The 20,984-nt window shown below is 60.4% G+C and carries 14 protein-coding genes; 5 read left to right on the forward strand and 9 right to left on the reverse strand.

What is annotated here, in order from left to right:
• Positions 1–95 precede the first annotated feature (95 nt).
• The 3 genes from ACR0P8_RS00465 (at position 96) to upp (ending at position 2,895) form a co-directional block, all read left to right on the forward strand.
• Complete coding sequence (locus tag ACR0P8_RS00465) at positions 96–1,184, forward strand: NUDIX hydrolase (RefSeq protein ID WP_432622628.1); 1,089 nt, start codon at positions 96–98, stop codon at positions 1,182–1,184.
• 1 nt (position 1,185) lies between these two features.
• The gene (locus ACR0P8_RS00470; RefSeq protein ID WP_432622669.1) at positions 1,186–1,941 is read left to right on the forward strand and encodes a hypothetical protein; all 756 of its coding nucleotides are present in this window, start codon (positions 1,186–1,188) and stop codon (positions 1,939–1,941) included.
• A gap of 312 nt (positions 1,942–2,253) precedes the next feature.
• Complete coding sequence (gene upp, locus ACR0P8_RS00475; protein ID WP_026646600.1) at positions 2,254–2,895, forward strand: uracil phosphoribosyltransferase; 642 nt, start codon at positions 2,254–2,256, stop codon at positions 2,893–2,895.
• 230 nt (positions 2,896–3,125) lie between these two features.
• Here the strand turns inward: upp and ACR0P8_RS00480 are convergent, their stop codons facing one another.
• A complete protein-coding gene (locus ACR0P8_RS00480) occupies positions 3,126–4,190 on the reverse strand; it encodes a glycerophosphodiester phosphodiesterase family protein (protein WP_432622630.1) in 1,065 nt (354 codons plus the stop codon).
• Between the two features lie 173 nt (positions 4,191–4,363).
• A complete protein-coding gene (locus ACR0P8_RS00485) occupies positions 4,364–5,731 on the reverse strand; it encodes an ATP-binding protein (protein WP_432622632.1) in 1,368 nt (455 codons plus the stop codon).
• Positions 5,732–6,009: 278 nt separating this feature from the next.
• Here ACR0P8_RS00485 and ACR0P8_RS00490 point away from each other — a divergent pair, with 278 nt between their 5' ends.
• Positions 6,010–6,279, forward strand: a complete 270-nt coding sequence (locus tag ACR0P8_RS00490) for a FitA-like ribbon-helix-helix domain-containing protein (RefSeq protein WP_432622634.1) — start codon at positions 6,010–6,012, stop codon at positions 6,277–6,279.
• The gene (locus ACR0P8_RS00495; RefSeq protein WP_432622636.1) at positions 6,276–6,731 is read left to right on the forward strand and encodes a type II toxin-antitoxin system VapC family toxin; all 456 of its coding nucleotides are present in this window, start codon (positions 6,276–6,278) and stop codon (positions 6,729–6,731) included. Before ACR0P8_RS00490 ends, ACR0P8_RS00495 begins: the two co-directional genes overlap by 4 nt.
• 233 nt (positions 6,732–6,964) lie before the next feature.
• On the opposite strand, the gene ACR0P8_RS00500 is transcribed toward ACR0P8_RS00495, so the two are convergent.
• The 7 genes from ACR0P8_RS00500 to ACR0P8_RS00530 form a co-directional block, all read right to left on the reverse strand.
• Positions 6,965–8,701, reverse strand: a complete 1,737-nt coding sequence (locus ACR0P8_RS00500; RefSeq protein WP_432622638.1) for an isopeptide-forming domain-containing fimbrial protein — start codon at positions 8,699–8,701, stop codon at positions 6,965–6,967.
• A gap of 158 nt (positions 8,702–8,859) precedes the next feature.
• Positions 8,860–14,895 (reverse strand): Spy0128 family protein, encoded by a 6,036-nt coding sequence (locus ACR0P8_RS00505; RefSeq protein ID WP_432622640.1) that lies wholly within the window; start codon positions 14,893–14,895, stop codon positions 8,860–8,862.
• A 321-nt stretch (positions 14,896–15,216) separates the two neighbouring features.
• Positions 15,217–16,233, reverse strand: a complete 1,017-nt coding sequence (locus ACR0P8_RS00510) for a class C sortase (protein ID WP_432622642.1) — start codon at positions 16,231–16,233, stop codon at positions 15,217–15,219.
• 92 nt (positions 16,234–16,325) lie between these two features.
• Entirely contained in the window at positions 16,326–17,993 is a 1,668-nt protein-coding gene (locus ACR0P8_RS00515; protein WP_432622671.1) for an ABC1 kinase family protein, read from the reverse strand.
• Positions 17,994–18,262: 269 nt separating this feature from the next.
• Positions 18,263–18,505 (reverse strand): phasin family protein, encoded by a 243-nt coding sequence (locus ACR0P8_RS00520; protein WP_432622644.1) that lies wholly within the window; start codon positions 18,503–18,505, stop codon positions 18,263–18,265.
• 118 nt (positions 18,506–18,623) lie between these two features.
• Complete coding sequence (locus ACR0P8_RS00525) at positions 18,624–19,382, reverse strand: type 1 glutamine amidotransferase (protein WP_432622646.1); 759 nt, start codon at positions 19,380–19,382, stop codon at positions 18,624–18,626.
• 29 nt (positions 19,383–19,411) lie between these two features.
• Positions 19,412–20,983: a MurT ligase domain-containing protein gene (locus ACR0P8_RS00530; protein ID WP_432622648.1), complete on the reverse strand. Its 1,572-nt coding sequence runs from the start codon at positions 20,981–20,983 to the stop codon at positions 19,412–19,414.
• Position 20,984: the final 1 nt, after the last annotated feature.

A 20,984-nucleotide genomic window follows, 5' to 3' on the forward strand; every position in this document is an offset into this window, starting at 1 on the left:
ATTTTGTACGGGCGATTGCCGTACGGGCGGTTCCCGAGGCGCAATACCACAGCCAATCCACCCAACCTGGAACCCCCAGCCTAGAATAGGAAGATATGAGCGAAAAGATGAGACGGGTCGTGGAGGCCGCCGGCGGCATCGTATGGCGATGGAAGGCCGGCAGCGATATCGCGGCGAATCCGGCGATCGCGGCGCAGCGATCGACCGAAGAACAGCTCGACAGCATCGAAGTGTGCATCGTGCATCGTCCGAAATACGACGATTGGAGCTGGCCGAAAGGCAAGCTTGAGCCCAACGAGACGCATCGGCACGCGGCCGTGCGTGAAATCGGCGAGGAGACGGGCGAATCCGTGTCGCTCGGACCGTATCTGTGCGAAGTCGAATACCCGCTTTCCGAGGAAGGCAAGAAAACCCGCCATTCGCGCGATTGCACGGTCGACACCAAGCATACGTTGTATTGGATGGCGCAATCGATTTCCGCCGATGACGCCGAACATCTGTTGGACGCGTTCGGGCCGGTGCACCGCGCGGACGTGGGCGAAATCAACGACATCGTCTGGGTCTCGCTGCGTGAGGCGCGCAAGATTCTGACGCATTCGACGGACAAGGAAACGCTCGCCGTGTTCGTGGACCGCGTGCAGGAAGGTGCGGCGAGGGCGCAGAAACTGCTGATCGTGCGCCATGCCAAGGCGGAATCACGCAAATCATGGAAGGGCACCGACGCGAACCGTCCGATCACGCCGAAAGGCGCAGCCATGGCGTTCGCACTCAATCGCGAGCTCGCCTGCTTCAACCCGACCCGCCTGGCAACGTCGCCATGGCTGCGCTGCCAGGAGACGCTGCAGGTGCTCAGCTGGCAGACCGAACGGCCGATGGAGCACGTCGACGCGTTGACGGAGGACGCGTTCGCCGAGCATCCGGCCATTGCGTGGATGGCGTTCCGCGAGCAAATCATGCGGACGCTCAGCAGCCGCGAGGCCACGGCCATCTGCATGCATCGTCCGGTCATCGGCGGCATGTACGACCATCTGCGCGGACTCTGCTCACGTAAGCAGCTCGCCAAGCAGCTCATCGCGAAATCGCCGTTCATGCCCACCGGAACGGCGATGGCACTGTTCATCATCGACACTCCGCAAGGCCCCAGCATCATCGACATCCAGAAGGTCGCACCCATTGTCTACTAACATGCACTACGGTTCAGGCTCAGTGATTCCCAGCCGTTCCGCCGGTTTCACGAACACCGGTTCGCCGCGTCCGGCGCGCCCCGGCCAGCTCGACCAGATGATGGCCGACAACATCGCGGGAGGCGCGGATCCGGCGCAGATCAGCGAGATGAGCCACGCTTCGGCGGCGGCCCTGCTTGACCGCGTGCACCATACGCAGAGCGCTGAGTTGGTGGAACGTGTGCTGACGCTGGTGGACCGCGAAGGTGTGGATGTGATCGCCGAATTGTGGAGTCATGCCGATCCCGATTCACTGCCGGGCATTCTATGGAGGCTGTACCTGCTGCGCACGTGGATGCGGAAGAACCGCGAATCGATCGCCCGGCTGTGGCGCATCGGCGAGCCGGTGGCCACCACGGCATCCGCGATCGCGGGCGTGGACCAGGCGCCGACGGAGGACGATATCGCCCGCACCGCCGATTCGATTCTGGCCGGCGCGTTCACCGGCGATTTCGCGGTTGCGCTCGAACGGGCCGCGGCCTTCACCGACGTGGTCGCGTTGGGCCTGCGCATCGAGGCACGCAAGCTGGCTTCGTTCGGCACTTCCGGCGATTCGACGTCTTCCGCGGCGTCCGGCGCCGCCGGGCAGCTTTCCGCCGTCGAGAAGCGGGCACGTGCGAAGGCCGCACGGCTGATGCACACCGCGGGCAATCTGTTCGCCACGGCCAAGGATTTCCGCCATGGGGCGAATCTGTGGAAGCGCGGGCGATTGGAGTGATTGGCATAGGCAACACGACACGACGGTCCGTGGCGTCCGCATCGACTGTACAATAGGAATTCGCGTCGGGCCATGCATAGCCCCGGGCTCCATTTTTTGCCGCTGCGAGCGGCCTTTGCGCCGACAGGCGCTTTCGTGGTTCGGCGCATTCCTTCTTCTTTCCGATTTACACCAAGTCGAAATTCCATTTCAAATCAGCACTTTCTTCCAAATCAGAACTTCGTTCCGACTTTGCTTTGCCCCGGAACTTCATTTCAGAGGCCAAAACGACGCGTTTCCCGGCATACGGTCCATGGACTACGCTTAGAAGCCATGGATATTCACGTTTTGAACCACCCGCTGGTGGACCACAAGCTCACCGTCCTTCGTGACAAGAACACTCCTTCCTCCACTTTCCGCGAGCTCATCTCCGAACTCGTCATGCTCGAGGCTTACGAGGCAACCCGCGACGTCGAGGTCGTGGACAAGCCGATCGAAACCCCGGTCGCTCCCATGATCGGCAAGCACATCGCCTCGCCGGCACCGATCATCGTGCCCGTGCTGCGCGCGGGTCTCGGCATGCTCGACGGCATGACCAAAATGATTCCGTCCGCGGAGGTCGGCTTCCTGGGCATGAAGCGCAATGAGGAGAATCCGACCGAGCAGATCACGTACGCGAACCGTCTGCCCGAGGACCTCACCGGCCGTCAGTGCTTCCTGATCGATCCGATGCTCGCAACGGGCGGCACGCTGGTCGCAGCCACCCATTACCTGGCCGAGCGTGGCGCCAAGGACATCACCGCCGTGTGCATCCTGGGCGCTCCGGAAGGTCTGAAATTCGTCGAGGAGAAGCTCGACCCGTCCATCAAGTTCAAGCTGGTGCTGTGCGCCGTCGATGAGAAGCTCAACGACAAGTGCTACATCGTGCCGGGCTTGGGCGATGCCGGCGATCGTCTGTATGGCGTGATCGACTGATCGTCCATGTTGCGGGCGCCGCTGCGGACGGGAAACGTCCGTTCCGGCGCCCACGTGATGCCTACGTGACGCCGACGCCCACGTGACGTCAACACCCACGGAAAACGGCGGTGCCAGATATGCGGCCGCAACCCGAAACCGGGAAACGGACCGTATATCCGGCACCGCCGTCGTATAACCGTCGTATAAGCCGTCCTTACGGAAAACGTATGGCGATTTCCACGTCTGTCTTACCGCTCGTCGGGCACGAACGCTTCGAAGATGTGACGGTCGAACTGGTCGCCGCACTGCGCGTATTCGTCACGGCTGCGCACCGTCCACGAAACCGGCATGGCGCCCATGAACCGCGCCAGCTTCATCTGCGGGCTGTTGCCGCCCTTCCAATCGTAGGCGATGAAATCAGGGCGGGAAATCCAGTCGAACACCAATGCGCCGGCCGCATATTCCTTGCCCAGCGCAACCGGATCGGCGGGCTTCTCATCGCCTTCCGGCCACCAGGACAGCTGTCCGCGGCACACTTCCGGGCGGTTCTCCTTGTACCAGTTCACGGCCGCCGGATTGAACGACTCGATCACGTATTTGCCGGAATAGGCCTGCAGCAGCGCGTCGCCCTTCTCCATGAGCTCCACGTCGCGCGGATCCCACTTCGAATTGTCGTCGAACTTGTATTCCACGATCAGCGGCACGCGACCGGCCACCACCTTGAGCACATCGGAGAACAGCGGCACGTGCTGGTAATAGCCTTCCGGAGCATTGTCGGGGGTGGTGACCAGCGGCGGATCCTCCAACGCCAACGGCAGCGGCGCGGCCTTGCAGGCGCCCGGAGCGTCGGTCGGGAACAGCGGAATGCGGGTCAGCTCATCGTAGGTGAGGTCCGCGATGCGGCGCGGATCGCCGGCGACGCGCATCAGATCGCCATCATGCACGACCACGACCTCGCCGTCGCGCGTCATCTGCAGATCCAGCTCGATGCCATAACCGGCCTCGCAGGCGGCGGCGAAGGCGGCAAGCGAGTTTTCCGGGGCAATGACGCCGGAAACGTCCGGGCTGCCATAACCGGCCTTCATGGCCATGCGACGGGCAAGCGCCACGTATTCGCCGCTTTCGTCGGCGTATTGCGCGGTCAGACCGGAACCGGCGTCGTGCAGTCCGCGATGCGCGTACCACACGTCCGGAATGGCCGGCACGTAGTTGCGGCGCTTGTCGGAGAAGGAACGCGGGGCGATCGCCCAGACCGCGGCTCCAGCGGCAACCGCGCCGCCGAGCAGCGCCTTCTTGAGAAACGACTTTGACATGGGCATCCTCCTTGCGATCGGCCCGCCCGCCGCGTCCCGTTACGCGGCAAGCCATCTTCTACGAGCGTAGCCCACTTCGTCGTTTTTCGCTCACGTTTTCACCGATTATTCAGTTTTCGCCGGCGCTCCGAGCGTAAGACAATGAGCACTCACCACGCCAAACATCATCACATTCATAAGCAAAACGCCATATACAACGGCAAACGGCAGATATCACCATCGACGGAAAGCGGCTTGGGGTGCAGAATGAAGCGCGTGCCCACCCGCTTGCCGAATTTGGTCTTGAATTTGTCCAACGACCGCGCCTGATACGTTTTGGAGGATTTCACCTCGATCGGCGAGATACGCATACGTCCAGCGGCGTCGTCATATCCACGGGACATCAGGAAGTCGATTTCCATGGTATTTGCACTATTCTTGTCATCCCGTTTGGCGTAGAAGAACAGCTTGTGCCCATTGCTCGCCAGTTGCTGCGCCACAATGTTTTCCGTGAACATCCCCTCATTGACATTCAATTTGCCTAACAACAAATCACGATACAGTTCATGTGGAGTCGACTCATTGTCAGCGAACAGCTGCGAAATCAGCAATCCCGTATCGGACATGTAACATTTGAACGAACTCTCATTCAGACTTGCGGACAGCCCAACGGAAGGATCGTCAACGTTGTAACAGGTACTGCTGATACATGCATCCGACAGCCAGAAAAACGCGTCGGCGTACTCACGGCTCCGCGCACTGGACTCAAGCGAAGCGAGCTTAAACCGCTTGTCATGCCGGGATAGCTGCCCGGGAATGGTAGAAAAAATACGGGCAATCCGTGGCGCATCGGTCTGCCCGAACTGGGAAATATCATTGCGGTATAGCGACAGAATCTCTCGTTTAACGGTGTCAACCACGCCGAAATCCTTGCTCTCGTTGAATGCGTTGACCGCCTGGGGCATACCGCCAACCAGCATGTATTCGCGGAACAGCCGTTCGGCCTTGCGGTGCAACGCATCCGGCATTGGCTTCAAGGTCTGGAAGGAATCCTTAATGGGTTCGATAATCGCTTCTTCACCGGTTGCGCGTAGAAACTCCTCAAAATTCAAAGGTCCCAAACGCATTGACGTTTCCTCGGACGGGATGAGGATGCCAGCCACGTTCCGTTTGATGGATATCAACGAACCAGTTTCCAGATAGTCGTATCGCCCATCCGCCACCAACTGCTTGATGAACTCGCGAGCCTGTGGGAATCGCTGCACCTCATCGAACACAATCAGCGAATCCCGCTCAGGAAGTTTCGCACCGGTATATGCCTTGAGATACATAAAAAACGTATCGATATCCGTGCGATATGCGCGGAATAAATCCTTGATGTCTTCCGAAACCTGAGAGAAATCAAGCACCAGGTGGCCCGAATACTCATTGCTGGCAAATTCCTCCGCCAACGTGCTCTTGCCAACTCGCCTGGCCCCTTCGATAAGCATGGCGGACTTGCCCTTGGAGGTATGCTTCCAATTCAGTAGCTTTGCATATGCCTTTCGTTGGAATATAGCCATTTTTCTACCACCAATCACGAAATGGAGAGTTGTTGTACCCTTAATTTTACACGAAATGGGAAGTTTGTGGATATGGTTTTATACACGAAATGGAAAGTTTCTATGCGTCGTTTCATACACGAAATGAGAAGTTTGCGCTTTAGTCCACCGATTGCGAACCCGTATCGCGCCAACTTCGAAGACATCCCATAGTACGAAAGCACAGTTTTGCATCGCGTTGAATCATAGTGATAGCATTATGCTATCACTATGAGAATTCGGATATGGAAGGAGCGGAGATGGCTTCGATCACGATCCGTCGATTGGATGACGACGTGCTGGCACAGCTGAAGCAGTCGGCGCACGACCACGGACGGTCCACGGAGGCCGAGGTGCGGTCGATTCTGGAGGATTACACCGCCGGTTACGTTGCGCACGGCATAGTGACGGCCGGCGATTTCTTCAGCCAAATCCGCGCCGATTTGGATGGCGGCCTGCGCGATGATGAGTTGAATCTTCCGGCACGTCGGAACGATGAGGACGGTCCGCAACCGGTGAACGTCTCATGAATGGCGGCACCGACGCACGACGTTATCTACTGGACACCAACGTGCTTTCGGAGGCAATGAAGAGGGATTGCGATCCACACGTACTCGACTTCCTGCAATCACTCGACCTTTCACGGACGTTCATCAGCGTCTTTTCCGTCACCGAACTACTTTATGGCATCGAACGGCTTCCCGACGGCAAACGCAGACGGCAGTTGGAACAGGCGCTGGAGCGCCTGCTCACCACGTTCGGCAGCCGCATCCTGCCGTTCGATCTGCCGGCAAGTCTCAACTGCGCCGCGATGCTGGCCGTGCGCGAGCGCAATGGCAGACCGACCGGTTTCGCGGACGCGCAGATCGCGGCGACGGCGAAGACCAACGCCTGCGTTGTGGTGACCCGTAATATCAAGGATTTCGAAGGCACCGGTGTGGAGCTGGTCGACCCTTGGAATTTTCAGGGGCATGCGGCGTGAGGCGCGTCGGGTCGCTTGATTCGGCAGCACCGACATTCATGGCGATTACCATGCAAGGATTTCCGGATATCACATGGGCTCGTTGCAAGGGCACGCGAATACGTATAGATGAACACGCGCGGCTTGCAAAGCAAAGGGCGGTGCACGTCCGTTGGGATGTGCACCGCCCTGATGAGCGATTCGTCCGCGATCATTCAATCATTGGCATTGTGGATGACCGCTAGCTCAGTGGCTCAGTCCTGCAGTTCGCGCTTGACGGAGCGGATCTTCACGGTGACGATGGCCGCCACTGCGATCAACAGCGCCGCGACCACGGAGAACAGGATGATGCCCGCACCACCAGTAAGCGGCAGCTGAGTGATGGACTTCACGTTCTTCACCTTGATGCCCTCGGTATCCGTCGTGGCCAGATTGAGAGTGTTGTTGTTGGATTCCAAATTAGTCGTGGCAGTAAGCGTCCCGGCAACATCGTTCAGCTGTGCCTCAACCGTGAATACCGGCATGGTGGATTCGACATTCAGATACCCGGTCGGGGCCTGGGTCTCCTTCAGCGTATACAAGCCTTCGCCTTCTTCGCCGCTGGTCATCTTGGCCTTCAGACCATAGACGATGACACGACCGTTGGCGTTGGAAGCCACTTCAGTTTCGTCGCCGTTCGGATTGTAATAGTACGTCCAGGAATCGTCCCCATTGTCCACCTTGGTGAATCTGAGCGGAGTTCCCGTTGCCTCGGTCCCGGAATACACCGCGAACTTCGCATTCTTCAGCAGCTCTTTGTCGGGACCAACCTTGGTGAAATTGAAGCTGCCGACATACTGCTTCGTCATTCCGGCTTCGGACCACGAGGCGGAGGGCGCAGTGGCATTGTGCTTCACCCTAGCGGAGTTGCTCAGCGTCACGGCTGCGGCACTGCCGCCCTGCTCATTCACGGTGGCCTTGTACACGATCCAAAGCTTGGTGCCGTACCACTCATGAGCGTCGTTGACGGTAACAGTCATAGTCTTGCCGCCTTCAGCGGAATCGTTGCTGGAAACCGTGTATTCATTGGCTTCCATCTTGATGCCCTTTCCGGCCATGTTGCCATGGTACGCTCGCAATGAGTCCGTATCAACGGTCAAACCTTTGGAAGCGGTATCTTCGATCAGCATCTGGTATGAAGTGTAGCCCTGTGCGCCCTTGGGCACATTGGTGACGACCACATAGCACAGCGTATCGCCGACATTCACGGACTTGCCATTCAGCGACGGGGTGTCATCCGTAATTCGCGCACCATCATCACACATCTTGCCGTCGTATACGTACTTGTGTGGCGCGTTCGGGACGTTCTCCTCCTTGACGTTAAATTGGCCCAGTTCAACTATGTTGTTCTGGCCATTGTCTTTGCTAAGGGCCATCGTCTTGTATCCGCTGATGGTGGAAGCGACCACGGCAACGCTGCGCAACGTCGAATCACCATTCGTTGCCTTCGTCACCAGATACCAGCCCTCACCCGTGGCCAGATTCATCGTCTGATCGGTAGGAGAACCATCAGCAGGCGTGGTGACAGTGCTTCCCCGGAAATCACCGATGTTGTTGATATCACCGAAGCGCTGCTGAATATACGAGGCGAACTTGCGAAGCGTGGTCCCCTCGAATGTCGCCACATAAGCCGCCACATTGTTCTTGTACTCGTTGGGAATATTCGATACGCTCGCAGCATCTTCAGCCGCTTTGGTAAGAACGTTAAGATAAGACCCCGTAGCCACGGTGGACACATCGACAGACGTGATTGCGCCTGTAAGGCTATCTCCCTGGATATTGGAGAAATCAGCGAACTTGTACGCAGTATACGTGCTGTTCTGCTGCGCGTTTAGCGCGGTAATCGTGGCAGTATTGGTGCCATCGGCGGAAGCCGAGGCGGTGCCGAGTGCGGCACAGCCGAGCAGGGTCGCCGCGGCGGCGATGCCTGCCAATAGTTTTCTCATTTTCATGAGATCTCCTTCTTCTGTATTCTGAACATTTCCGCGCGCGTCCGGAACGTTCCGGACGCGACAACATCTGTTATGGGTTGGTTATGGGCATCAGTTGGATTGCCCGGACCAGTTTTGGGTTGGCCGCTGTCGGCTGTGAAGCCTCCGGCGGCGGCCATCTATTCCAGCAACTGCTCCTTCCGCTTCTGGCGCAGCCACCACTCGTGGACGGCGAATCCGGCGATCACCGCCAGCAAGCCGACAATGCCCCCGCCGATCAGGAAGTTCCTGGTGGTCAGGCCTCCGGTGAGCGGCAACTGCTCCGCGCTTCTGCACACATTCACGAACGCGGCACCGTCGTTCTCGTCGGTGGCCGTCGGCGCATCGTACCCGGGCGTGGTCGCGATGACGGAATACACGCCCTTCATTTGGTCCTCCTCGACGCGGAATCGCAGATACCGCACGTTCGTCGCATACGAAAGCGTGGCGTCTGAACCGGCAACCTCCGTTACCTTGTACACGTAGGCTCCCGGCTTGGAGAAGCTGAACTCACCGAAACCGATTTTGGCGAAATCGCCGGCTTTGGTGGTCACCAAGTCGCTCTTGCCAACCTCGACCGTTGCACCACGGCTCGGCTGCGGCAACGTATTCAGCGTCGTGCCGCTCGTCGTGCAGGAGATGCTGCCGGCATCGCTGAACGCGCCGAGATTGGCGCTGTAATTGCAGCGCTCCAGCTTGAAGGCGAACCTGTCCTTGCTGCTGTCGCCCCACGCGCGCCCGGCCAGCTGCTTGTACAGCGGGGCCGAGTCCGCGGTGTTCGTGACGACCGTCGGGTTCAGCTTTTCGTAGGTGTTGGTGAACAGGATGGACTGCTTATCGCTGATCTTGGTGTTGCCGCTGACCTGCTGTTCCCAGGCCTTCGTCTTGGCATCGCGCCCCTTCCAGCACGACAATGTGGATGTCACGCCAAGCGTTCCGTTGCCCTTGTCGGTCACTGCGATCCGCACATAGTACGCCCACTGCTTGCACCAGACGCCATCGATCTTCACATCGCTCGCGTTCTCTCCGGTCGGCGCTTTGTAGTCCGCATCGGGCTTTGTGTTGGTCTTGCCGGTGTTCGGGTTCGTGTGCTGCGCCACCTCGACAATCTTGAACTCGTAGGTCTTGCCGGCGTCCGCTTCGGTGAACACCAGATCGGACAGCTTGTTCTGCATGACGTTCTTCGCACGGCGGCCACCGTTCTCGGTCGGTTCCGCAGCACCGTTGGAGAACTCGCGGTCATTGGCGAAGGTCGCCGCCGCGATGCGCTGCTCCGAGACATCGTCCGTACCGCTGATGCGGAACGTGAACTCCCCCGCGTACAGCTCACGCAATCCGTTGTTGCTGTTGTTCAGCTCCTTGGTCACGTCGAATCCCGCATACTGCAACGATGCCGAATATACGTTCGTGAATGCGGCGGCGTCCGTGGCCTTGCGGTCGGCATCGGTCGATGCACTGCGATTGCCGTACGTGACGCTTTGCACCCGCAACTTGCCGGTATGCGTGCCGGACGCGTTCATATCGGACACGACGTAGGTGACCGTCGAGACGTGACCGTCGTACGTGATGCCGCCGGTCGTTCCCTTGGTCTCGGTGATGTCGAAGACGTATGTTCCCGCCTTGCGGAAGGTGAGCGAGGTGAAGGTGAACGGTTTCGCTTCGCCCGATTTTGCAGTCACGTTCGTGGTGGTGGCCTTGGCGAGCGTGCCGTCCGGCGTGCAGCCGGTGCCGGACGAGCAGCTGCTTCCCTCGACCGCCTTGGATTCCACGGCGTCCCTGGTCGCGTCGTCGCCCGCCTTGAGCGTGAAGGCGAAGGAATCGGTGGCCTTGCGCGCACGCCCGGTCAGGGTCTTCGTGCCTTGCGGGGTCGCCGAAACCTCCGAGGCCTGATACGTGTTGGCGAAGCGGATGGCGTTCGAGCCGTCCGTGGGCGCGCTCACCTGTTGCAGCGCTCCGTTCGCGTCCTTGTAGTACGTGACGTTCGCGTTGACCATGCCGTCGGTGACCGTCACCGCCACGAACACGTAGTACGTCGTATCGTCGTAGGTCATCGCGGTGCCGGCGTCCTGCACGGTACCGGTGTTCTCCGTCACCTTGTACACGTACGTGTTGTTGCCGGTGTTGCCGTCAAAGGAGACCCGCGGGAAGTTCGCCGTATGATAATCGTCGAAGGAGGCGTCCGTACCGGCCGCGCCCACGCCCGTAGGCATCGGCACGGTATTCGCATTATTCGGCAGACCGGCCACCGTGCTCGGGTTCCCTTTCGCCGTCATGAAGCTGCCGACCGCAGTCAGACGGGTGCTGAACATGCCGGCCTGGTAGGGGTAGCCGTTCTCCGTATAGTCCTTGGTGGCGGAGAACGTCACCGCTCGCGGATCCTTGCTGTAGTTGTTGATGAATTCGGCCGGATCCTCGCTTGCGGAATCGGTGACGGCGGCCCCGGAATCGTCGGTCGTCTTCGTGGCGATGGCCTTGGAGACCTGCAGTTTGCCGCCCGCAACGCTCACGGTGACGCTCACCGTGTATTGCGCGCGGGAATAGTTGAAGCCTTCCAGCGCACCGGTGGCGGGCATGACCTCCGATAGCTGGTAGGTGTAGGTTCCCGGCTTGGTGAACGTGATATCGCCGAATGCCATGTCCTGCGATGCGCCTGCCGAAGCCCGGTAGGTCAGCGTTTTCGTCATCGTATGGTTGCCGTTGGCATCCACGTTGGAGATGACGCACGCCCCGGCGAGCCCGTCGGTGGCGCAGGACGGCAGCGGGGTGTCTTGAGAGGCCTGCAATTGGAAGGAGAACGGGTAGTCGCCCGTCGTTCCGGCCGGCAGACCCGTGACCGTCTTGCGCACCTGGATGAAATCGCTCGCCTTCATCGTGATGCTGTCCGGCTGGTACAGATTGACCGCCGTGGCCTGCGCGGTGCCGGAGGCACGCGTGATCGTGCCGGAAAGTCCGCTGGTCTTCTTCTGGTCGAGCGTATATCCGGTCGGCAGGTTGTTTTCCATGATCGAATACGAGACGCCGTCCGCGATGTTGTCGATGGCGAGCGTCTGCCGATTGGTCAGCTTCACCGGTTCGGTCGTCGCGCATTTCGCCTCGTCGGTATCGCCCTTGGCGACGCAGCGGACCAGCTGGCCGGATGTCGCGTCGGCGCTCGTGCGATTCAGTTTCAGGACCACCGACTGATCGTCCTTGGTACCTTCGCTGGTGCCGCCGGAAATCGTGCCGTAATAGTAGTCGGTCTTGCCGTCCTGCTGGAGCGTGGCGGGATCCTTGGCGCTCAGCGTGATGCCGAAGGTGAAGGCACGCGTGTCCATATCGGCCGGAGCCTTATATCCTTCGCCGACCGTGACCTTCTTGGTGAGCGACAGGCTGCTTGTGCGCTGGTCCTGCACGCGGACCACGGTGGCGCCGGTGAACAGGTGCGAAAGCTCGGAATTGCGCAGTTCGAACCTGGCACCGCGGCTGTCCGTCGCGGTATCGGGCGACTGTGCCACGCTGAAGTTCGTCCAACCGGTGTCGTTGACGAAACCGTCATCGGTCATCGTGCTCTGATCGGCCAGCGTGTAGTAGCCGTTGTCGTAATCGCCGGTCCAGGTTACGTTGACGGCCTTTTCCTTTTCGCCGTCGATGGCCTTGCTCCAACCGTTACTGGTCACGCATTGCTCGTCGGCGCATCGCAGCTGCGTGACCTTCAGATCCGACAGCGTGCGGTTGATATCGCGATTGGCGGCGAATTGCTTGAACACCTCGTTCAACGTGCCGATATGCGTCAGCGTGGATATGCCATCGTCCTTGCTGCCGGCGTCGGCGAAGATGCCGTCATCAGTGATGAGCACTTTCGCCAACGTATCGTTGATCTCATAGCCGCCGGGGGCCTCAATCTCCTTGATGTAGTACGTGCCGTTGTCAAGGTCGACGCCGTTGCCCGCAACACCGTCCGCTTCGGAACCCTTCATCGCGAACATGCACGAGCCGTCCATATGGTACGGATAATCGGTGTCCTTGGTGACGCAGGCCTGCAACGGCGTGGCGCCTTCGAGCAGGCTCTTGCCGTCGGCGCTGACCTGATTGGCCGCATACAGGCCGAATTTCGCGCCTTCGATCGGATTGCCGGCGTCGTCAACCTTCTGCACGATCGGCGCGTTGCGCACGTCGGTGACCGCGATCTGCACGCCGAAGCTGCGCATGAACTGGTTGCTGTGCTTGCCTGAATCATCCATGTCGAGACGGATGGTGTTCTCTGCCGTAATGTCCGCCGCAGTATCAGCCATGGTGTAGTACAGACCCATCGCGTACAGCGAATCAGCCTGATCCGCTTCGCTGCGCATGAAGTAGTACGTGAACAGGTCGCCGGGCAGACTGGGGATATACGTCGAGTATTTGCCTTCGGAATCCTTGCCGAGGAAATGCAGGTAGTTCGTGCTCTTGCTCGCGTCGGATTGCGCCAGCTTCACGACCGATTCAACGCCGTCGACCTTCGATTCGGACAGGTTCCATCCCTGCAAGGCGCTGCCGGAGACGGCGTTCCATTCATCGTTCTGCAACGTGCCGCCCGCGGTCTTATGCCGGTTCAGGATGACGGCGAACACCTTGCCCTGCGAGGCGTCGTGCACATTGCCGTTCATGTCGTACACCGTGGTGCCGTTCGCCAACGTCAGCGTCTCGTGCGCCACCGACCATGCGCCATCGTTCCATTTCTGGGTTTCCCTGTTGCACAGCAGCAGGCCTTCGCCGTTGGGACTGATCTGGTAGCGCAGGTCGATATCCTTGGATTTTCGGTACCCGGGCGGAGCGCTGGTCTCCTTGAGCACGTAGTGCGTAATACCGCGTCCGTTGCGCGCCAAATCGGCGAAGTTCACCGGTTTGCCGGTTTCGTAGTTGGTGAACCTGTAGACGCCGTCCTTGTCGGTGACGCCCTTGCTGATCAGACCAGCGGCGGTGTAGGAGTAGTCGCTGCCTGCCTTGTACAGCTCGAATCCGGCGCCGGCCACGCGGTTGCCCTGCTGGTCAAGCTTGACCAGGTTGTTCTCCGGAATGTCGGCGAGATTGTACTTGAGCTTCATATTGGAGGCGTTGTTGCCGCGTTCCAGATAGAAGAAGTCGAGCGTGTGGTAACTGCCGTCGGCGAACGTGTTCGGATTGGTCGAAGACCATTCCACGGATTTGAACGCGTCGGAATCCTCGCCATACGCGTCGACGAACGCCTGCCGGATGGTGGTTTTCTTGTACTGGCTGCTGCCGCCGTCGGAGACCGTCACCACGCCGGTCCGATAGTTGATGTTCAAGGCGGAGGTGTTGTGGATGCCACCGACATCGCCCACGAGCACGCCATCGACGAACACCCACACGTCGTCGTCGCCGGTGAAGTCGAAGGTCATGTCCTCGCCGTTGACCAAGCCGTTTATCGGCTGCATGAAGTCGGATTGCGAGTGGACGCCGAAATAGTGGTTCAGCACCGCGTCCCTCATACCCGTGACCTTCTTCGTCAGTTGGCCGTTCCTTTCGGCGAACAGTTCATCGGCGTTGTTGAGCGGGAAGAAGCCCACGCTCGGAGTGTCATACACCACCACCTGGTTGTCGCCGTTGGTATCGCCATTGGTGTCGGTGACCAACGCGGCGAAGTTCTTCGCGCTGTCATACGTGTAATAGCCGTTCTCCAGCTGGAGCAGGCCTTTGAGATTGGTGTAGGTCTTGCGGTATTTCGTGGCCGAATCCGTGCTCGCCGGATCGAACAGGTAGTCAAGAGACTGCGTGCCGTCGGTCGTCTTATTCGAGTCATACTGCCTGCCGGCCTTGAGCTGCGGGTAGCCGTTGACCAAGGTGTTCTGGACGATGCCGAAATTCGGTCGAGCGCTTCCGGTCCACGCATTGACGCTTTGACCATTATTGCCGAAACCGCTGTAGGTGAATTTCAGCTGCTTGCCGTTGTTGATGCCCATATTCCGCTGGTTGGTAGCGTCGGTGCCGTCCGCCTGATGGTACGTCTGCACCCAGTAGTCGAACAGGTCGATGGAGGTGCCGGACGGGCTGACCGTGTTCTTCACCACATGGTTTCCATATGGCACGCTCGAAGTGTCGTTGGCTTGGGCCGGAGGCGCGATGAGCACCGTGACGAGCATCAGCACGGCGGCCACCACGGCAGCGACGAAACGATTCGGCACCAAGGACGTGCACACCCCTGCAAACCTTCGCACCAGCGCAGCCAGTACCCCCCTTGCATGACCCCGCATCAAACAAGAACGCTTCCTCACCGCGCAACCTCATCTTTTGCCGTACCGCCTGCACGCAATACGGAATTCCCTTGCCCATCCGCGCCTGTCTGCCTATATTTCAGCACGAATGGTCGGAAGCATACACCATCGGTGTGTCCACGACAAATTCTCCGGCACCCCCGATAAATAAAGGGGTGAAAACGTTAACGCTCACAGCCATTCGGCATGCCTGTCCGGCATGGTAACATCCCCCGTAAGGTGGTCACTTGACCGCGAGCGCCGAGATCATGTACGGAAATGCCCGATCAACGTGCCGAGATGCACCGTGGCGTGACGCATGATATGCGGTTGCGGACGATTCCGACGACCCAGCACAAACAATGTCAGCAAGCCAATCGCAAGAACCGCAAAGCCAACCTCGACGGCCGCGGCCCACGGGTCGCGCATGGTGTTCGGATCCGGCGCGGGTTGCGGGATGGAGACACGATGGCCCGAAACCAGCAGACGATGCGTGTTCACGCCGTACGGCGTGCAGGTCATCAGCGTCACACGATCCTCGCCTTTGACCACACGCAGCTTCGACGTGTCCGAAGGCTCGATCACCTCGATGCGGTCCACTTCGTAGCCGAGCGTCTCCCCCATCACTTCGATGTAGAAGAAATCGCCCTTCCTCACCTCGTCCAAACGCGTGAACATGGCCGCTTCAACCAGCCCACGGTGTCCGGTGATGACCGCATGCGTGCTCGCGCCGCCCACCGGAAGGCTTGTGCCGTACAGATGCCCCGCTCCCGAGGCGAGCGCCACATTGGAGGTGCCATGGTAGATCGGCAGTTTGATGGACACCTTGGGTACGCGGATGGTACCCATCACCCCGCCGCCGGCGTCCAGCAGGGATTGGTATTCCTTGTCTTTGGCGGATATCGAATCACTATCGTCGGACGTGTGGGAGCCTCCGGGAACGTTTGCGAACGGGTCGGACGCCTCGCCAAGCACGCTTTGTTCGGAAGCAGCGATCTTCCTGTTGTATCGTTTGGCCGCGGCGAACGCGCGCTCGGCCTGCGGATACGGCCAGCCCTGCACATGGCGGGCGGCCTCGTCGGCCGTTTTGGATGTGGCGATCGACGCACGCCACTGCAACACGTACGGAAAGCCGGCCACCGCGATCGCAGCAATCACCAGCGTGGCCACGAAAGCATACAGGAAATGCAATTGCCGGCGCAGCCTCTGTCTGTGGGCGACGCGTGCGGAAATGTCGATCGCCTCATCGAACGACATCGGGCGCCATGGCTGCCGGTCCGCCATACGCACCTCCTGACGACCTGCATGACCCGCCGGTCGCAACCGGCGGAAATGGACGGAAGCCAAGTCTACCGCATCACGGCACCGCCAATCGGCTACCGCTTCTTCGAACTGCGTCCCTTGAAGTAGATGTCGAACACGATCCAGACGGACAGGATGAACGCGATCACATAGCCGAGGAAGCCGACGATCGGAATGCCGAAGATCACCGGTTTGATGCCCGCGTAATACACGATCGACGAGCCGATGAACAGGCCGACCACGATGAGCGCCATCGTGAGCCTGTTCACCATGTTGGCGAGCAGATGGATCGGCTCCTGCGATCCGACCATCTCCATATTCACGCGCAGCTGACCGCGCGTGAGCATGCGGGAGGCCACCTTCAGCTCGTTGGCGGCGGCCAGCAGGCTGTGCAGCGCCTGATGCCCCTCGACGGCCAGCGATTTCGCCTCATCCTTGACAAAATCCTTCTTCGACGTGCTCGCCGCGATGTGGTCGGAGATAATCTGGATCATGTTCACGTCAGGGATGAACTCGTCAAGCAGACCTTCCAACGTGACCAGCGCGCGGCCGACCGTGGTGACGGTGCTGGGCACTTCAATGCCGTGACGCTGCGCCATCTGCGTCAGGGCCGTCAGCATGGCGGCGATGTCGAGCTCGGCCAAATCAACCGTGCCGAATTCCTTGACGATCACGTCCAAATCAGCCAGCAGGGCCGGGTAATCCTCCGAATCGGCTTCGGCGCCGGCGAACCGCAGCAAACCGTCGGCAAGCGCGGGCGAATCCTGTTCGGCCACGGCGAAGATCATGTCCTTCAGAACGGAACGGGTTTTGGCGTTAAGCCGGCCCGTCATGCCGAGGTCGAGCAGCACGATCTGTCCGCCGCGCACCATGATGTTGCCGGGGTGCGGGTCCGCGTGGAAGAAGCCTTCGTCAAGCACCTGCGTGGCGTAGTTGTCCACCAATTTGGTGCCGATCTCCTTCAGGTCGTAGCCGGCCGCGACGAGCTCGTCCGGATGGGACACGGAGATGCCTTCGACGTAGTCCATGACCACCACGTGCTCGGTGCAGAGTTCCGGATACGGTTTCGGGCAGTCCATGTACTTGTAGCGTTCGCAGAATCGTTTGAATTCCGCCAGATTGCGGGCTTCGATGAGGAAGTCGGTTTCGGATTCGAAAGTGTCCCACAGCTCTTCGACCACGCCGGAGAGGTCCACCACCTGCGCGCTGTGCATAGTTCTGGTGGCGACTTTGGCGATGGTGCGCATGATGGATACGTCCTGCGCCATGGTTTCGCGCACGCCCGGCCGTTGCACTTTGACGGCCACGTCCTCGCCGGTGGAGAGTTTGGCGCGATGCACCTGCGCCAGGCTTGCGGAGCCAAGCGGCGTGGCGTCGATGTGCTCGAAGATCTCGTCCACGGGCCGTCCGTACTCGTTTTCGAGCACCTGCAGCACCGTGCTGTACGGCATGGGGTCGGCGTCGGCGCGCAGTTTGGACAGTTCGTCGCAGAACGCTTGGGGCAGGATTTCGGAGCGCATGGACAGGATCTGTCCGACCTTCACGAAGGTGGGGCCGAGCGCTTCGAGCATGAGCCGCATTTTGACGGGTGTGAGCCCGTGCACCACGTCGAATTGGTTGGCGATGCGCGCGATTTGCGTGAGTCGCTTGAGTTTGCCGCGTCGGGTCAGGTGGTAGCGTTCGGAGAACGTGTCCTTGCGGGGTCCGAAGATGCCGATGGTTTCGGATGATTGCCCGTTCATCTGCGAGGCTGCGTCCGGCGAAGGGTCGGCGGACGGGTTGATGACCGCGTTGACCCTGTCGGACAGTGTGACCGGCTCGACGCTTTCGGGACGTGCCGCGTCCGGCTTGTCTGGTGACGATTTCAAAGACATATCACTGCTCGCAAACGGTTGGGATTCGACTGGCGGTTGGGATTCGACTGGGTGATCGGCGCATGGGCATGGTGGGCATAACAAATCGCCGTCCGGGCGCTGGAATGCGCTGCAGACGGCGATACGAGGCGTTTGCCTTATTCGGCCTTGTCTTCGGTTGCGGCCGGAGCGGCTTCGCTCTTGGTTTCGGAGGTCTCCTTGGCCTCTTCGACCTTATGCTTGAGTTCGGCGTTGAGGGCCTTGCCTTGCTCGACGGTCAGTTCGCCCTTCTTGACGAGGTCGTCGACGATTTCCTGGCTCTTCTCAACAGTGGTCGCCAAAGCACCGATGCCGGCGAGAAAAACCTTGCGCAGGCCGTCACCAAAATTAATATCAGCCATGATGTCCTCCTTTAGGTGATGGTGGTACCTACTGTATCGCAAATGCCACACATATGCGGGAGGCAAAACCGGTCAATCGCATGGCGATTGGCGGAATACGGGATGGTTTTCCGCCCGTTCAGCGCGGACGGGACATGGCCACGCGGCGGGCGCGGTCGGCGGTGGCGTCGATGCGACGCAATTCGGCGCGCTGCCCGTCCGTCTGACCGGCCGAGGCCGGGTCGAACGTACCGTAACGGCGTTCCACGGCGGTGCGGATCAGGAAGTCGGCGACCGCGGGGTTCTTCGGCAGCAACGAGCCGTGCATGTACGTGCCGATCACGTTGTTCACGCGTGCGCCTTCCGTATGGTCCTCGCCGTTGTTGCCGGTGCCGTCCGCGTCGACCGTGCCGAGCGGCTGGACGCCGTCGCGCAGGAACGTCTGTCCGGAATGGTTCTCGTAGCCGATGATGTCGCCGAAATCGGTGGAATGTTCCGTGAGATTGCCGATCATGCGCGTCTCACGCCCCACCGTGTATGCGCCGATCACGCCGATGCCGTCGAGACGGGAGCCGTCCACCGTTTCGAAATACTCGCCGAACAGCTGGTACAGGCCGCAGATCATGAGCATCGGCACGCCGTCCGCCGCCAGCGATCGCAGCAAATCGGCGCGCTGGAAGAAATCGCCGATGATCTTCTTCTGGCCGGTGTCCTGCCCGCCGCCGCCCAAAATCATGTCGACGTGCTCGGGCCAGTCGCAGCCCTGGTTGTAGGCGTGCACGCGCGGCTCGTAGCCGTACAGCGCGAGACGGCGCCGGATGGTGAGCACGTTGCCGGAATCGCCGTAGATGTTCATGTCCTTCGGATACAGCGACACGATGTCGATGACCTGGCCCATATCGTCTCCTCGTTCTCCTTCGCCGCGTCTCACTTGCCCACGCCGGCGTCGGCCACGTCGGCGATTTTGGCCAGCGCGGCACGCGTTTTCAGCATGGCGGTGTACGTGCAGTAGATGTGTTTGGGGGTGCCGGGGTCCGCGTTCACGAACGCCATGACCGTTTCCTCCAGGTCGGTGCTCACCTGTTCGACGGGCACCTGGTCGTATTCGAGGCGCAGGGCCATGTCCCACGCGCGCACGCCGGACACCGCTTTGACGCCGGTGCCGCGCAGCGAGGTGAAGTCCACGTCCCACAGCCAGCTCATGTCGCGGCCGTCGGCGTATTCGTCGTTGATGCAGATCATGGTGTCGCAGCCTTCTGGCTTGAACGAGGCCAGGGACAGGCGGAATCCCATCGGATTCTTGACCAGCAGCAGTTCCACGGGCGAGCCGTTCACGGTGATGACCTCGCCGCGGCCGAACGCCGGGGTGACCTCGCCGGCCGCGTCGATCATGGCCTGCGTGGTGGCATGCGCGAAGGCGATCATGCGCGGCGAGACTCCAGCTTGGCGCAGGATCGCGTTCGCGGCGGCCTGGTCGCTCTGGCCGGCCACGCCATTCGCGCCGGCCGCATCGGATTTGCCGGCCGAATCGGATGCGGAGGCTTCGGCGAGCGCCTCTTCGAACGGCAGGAACATGGCCTGCGCGTCCGCCACGACCGCACGCACCACGGCGAGCGCGGCGGCCGCGTTGTACAGGTTGTAGACACCTTCCAGCTTGACGGTCGTCTCGTACGTCTCACCATCGATGACGAAGCTGGCACGATGGTCGCCCACGGAACGCAATGTCACATCGGCGGGCAGCACGTCGGCCGTACGATTGGCCGAATCGACGGTATTCCCGCCATTTTCCGGGCTTTCCTGCGATTCCGCAGCGTCCTGCGTATCGTCCGCCGTGCCGGCTTCCTGCGATTCCGCGTCGACGGTGGTGCGCATGTCGTCGTCCGACGGGAAGAAGCCGCGCAGCGATTCGTCGAGGCCGAAATATCGCACTTCCACACCGTCTTCGGTGTCGACGACGTCCGCAAGCCGGGCGATACGAGGATCCTCGCGGTTGAGCACAACGGTTCCGGTGGTCGCTTCGGCCGCTTTGCTCAGCAGGCGCGCGGTGTTGTCGATCTCGCCGAAACGGTCAAGTTGGTCGCGCATCACGTTGAGCAGCAGGCAGTAATCGGGTTTCACCTGGCGTACGAAATGCACGGCGTACGCCTCGTCGAGCTCCAATACCGCGATGTCGGCGTCGAGTTTGCCAGAAAGTGAGACTTCGGCGAGCAGCGACGAGACCACACCTCGGGTGAAGTTCGAGCCGGTCGGATTGGTGAAGACCTTCAATCCGAGCGATTCGAGCATGCTGGCCACCATGCGGGTGGTGGTGGTCTTGCCGTTCGTGCCGGAGACGAGCACCACGCCGAGCGGCAGTTGCGCCAGCGTGCGCGAAAGGAAGTCCGGGTCGATGCGTTCCACGATTTTGCCGGGGAACGCGCTGCCGCCGCCGTGCGCCAGGCGGGAGGCAGCGCGGACGGCTTTGCCGATCAGGGGCGTTGCGAAGGAATTCCAAGCCATA

This window comes from Bifidobacterium sp. (assembly GCF_050874245.1).
Classification (GTDB): domain Bacteria; phylum Actinomycetota; class Actinomycetes; order Actinomycetales; family Bifidobacteriaceae; genus Bifidobacterium.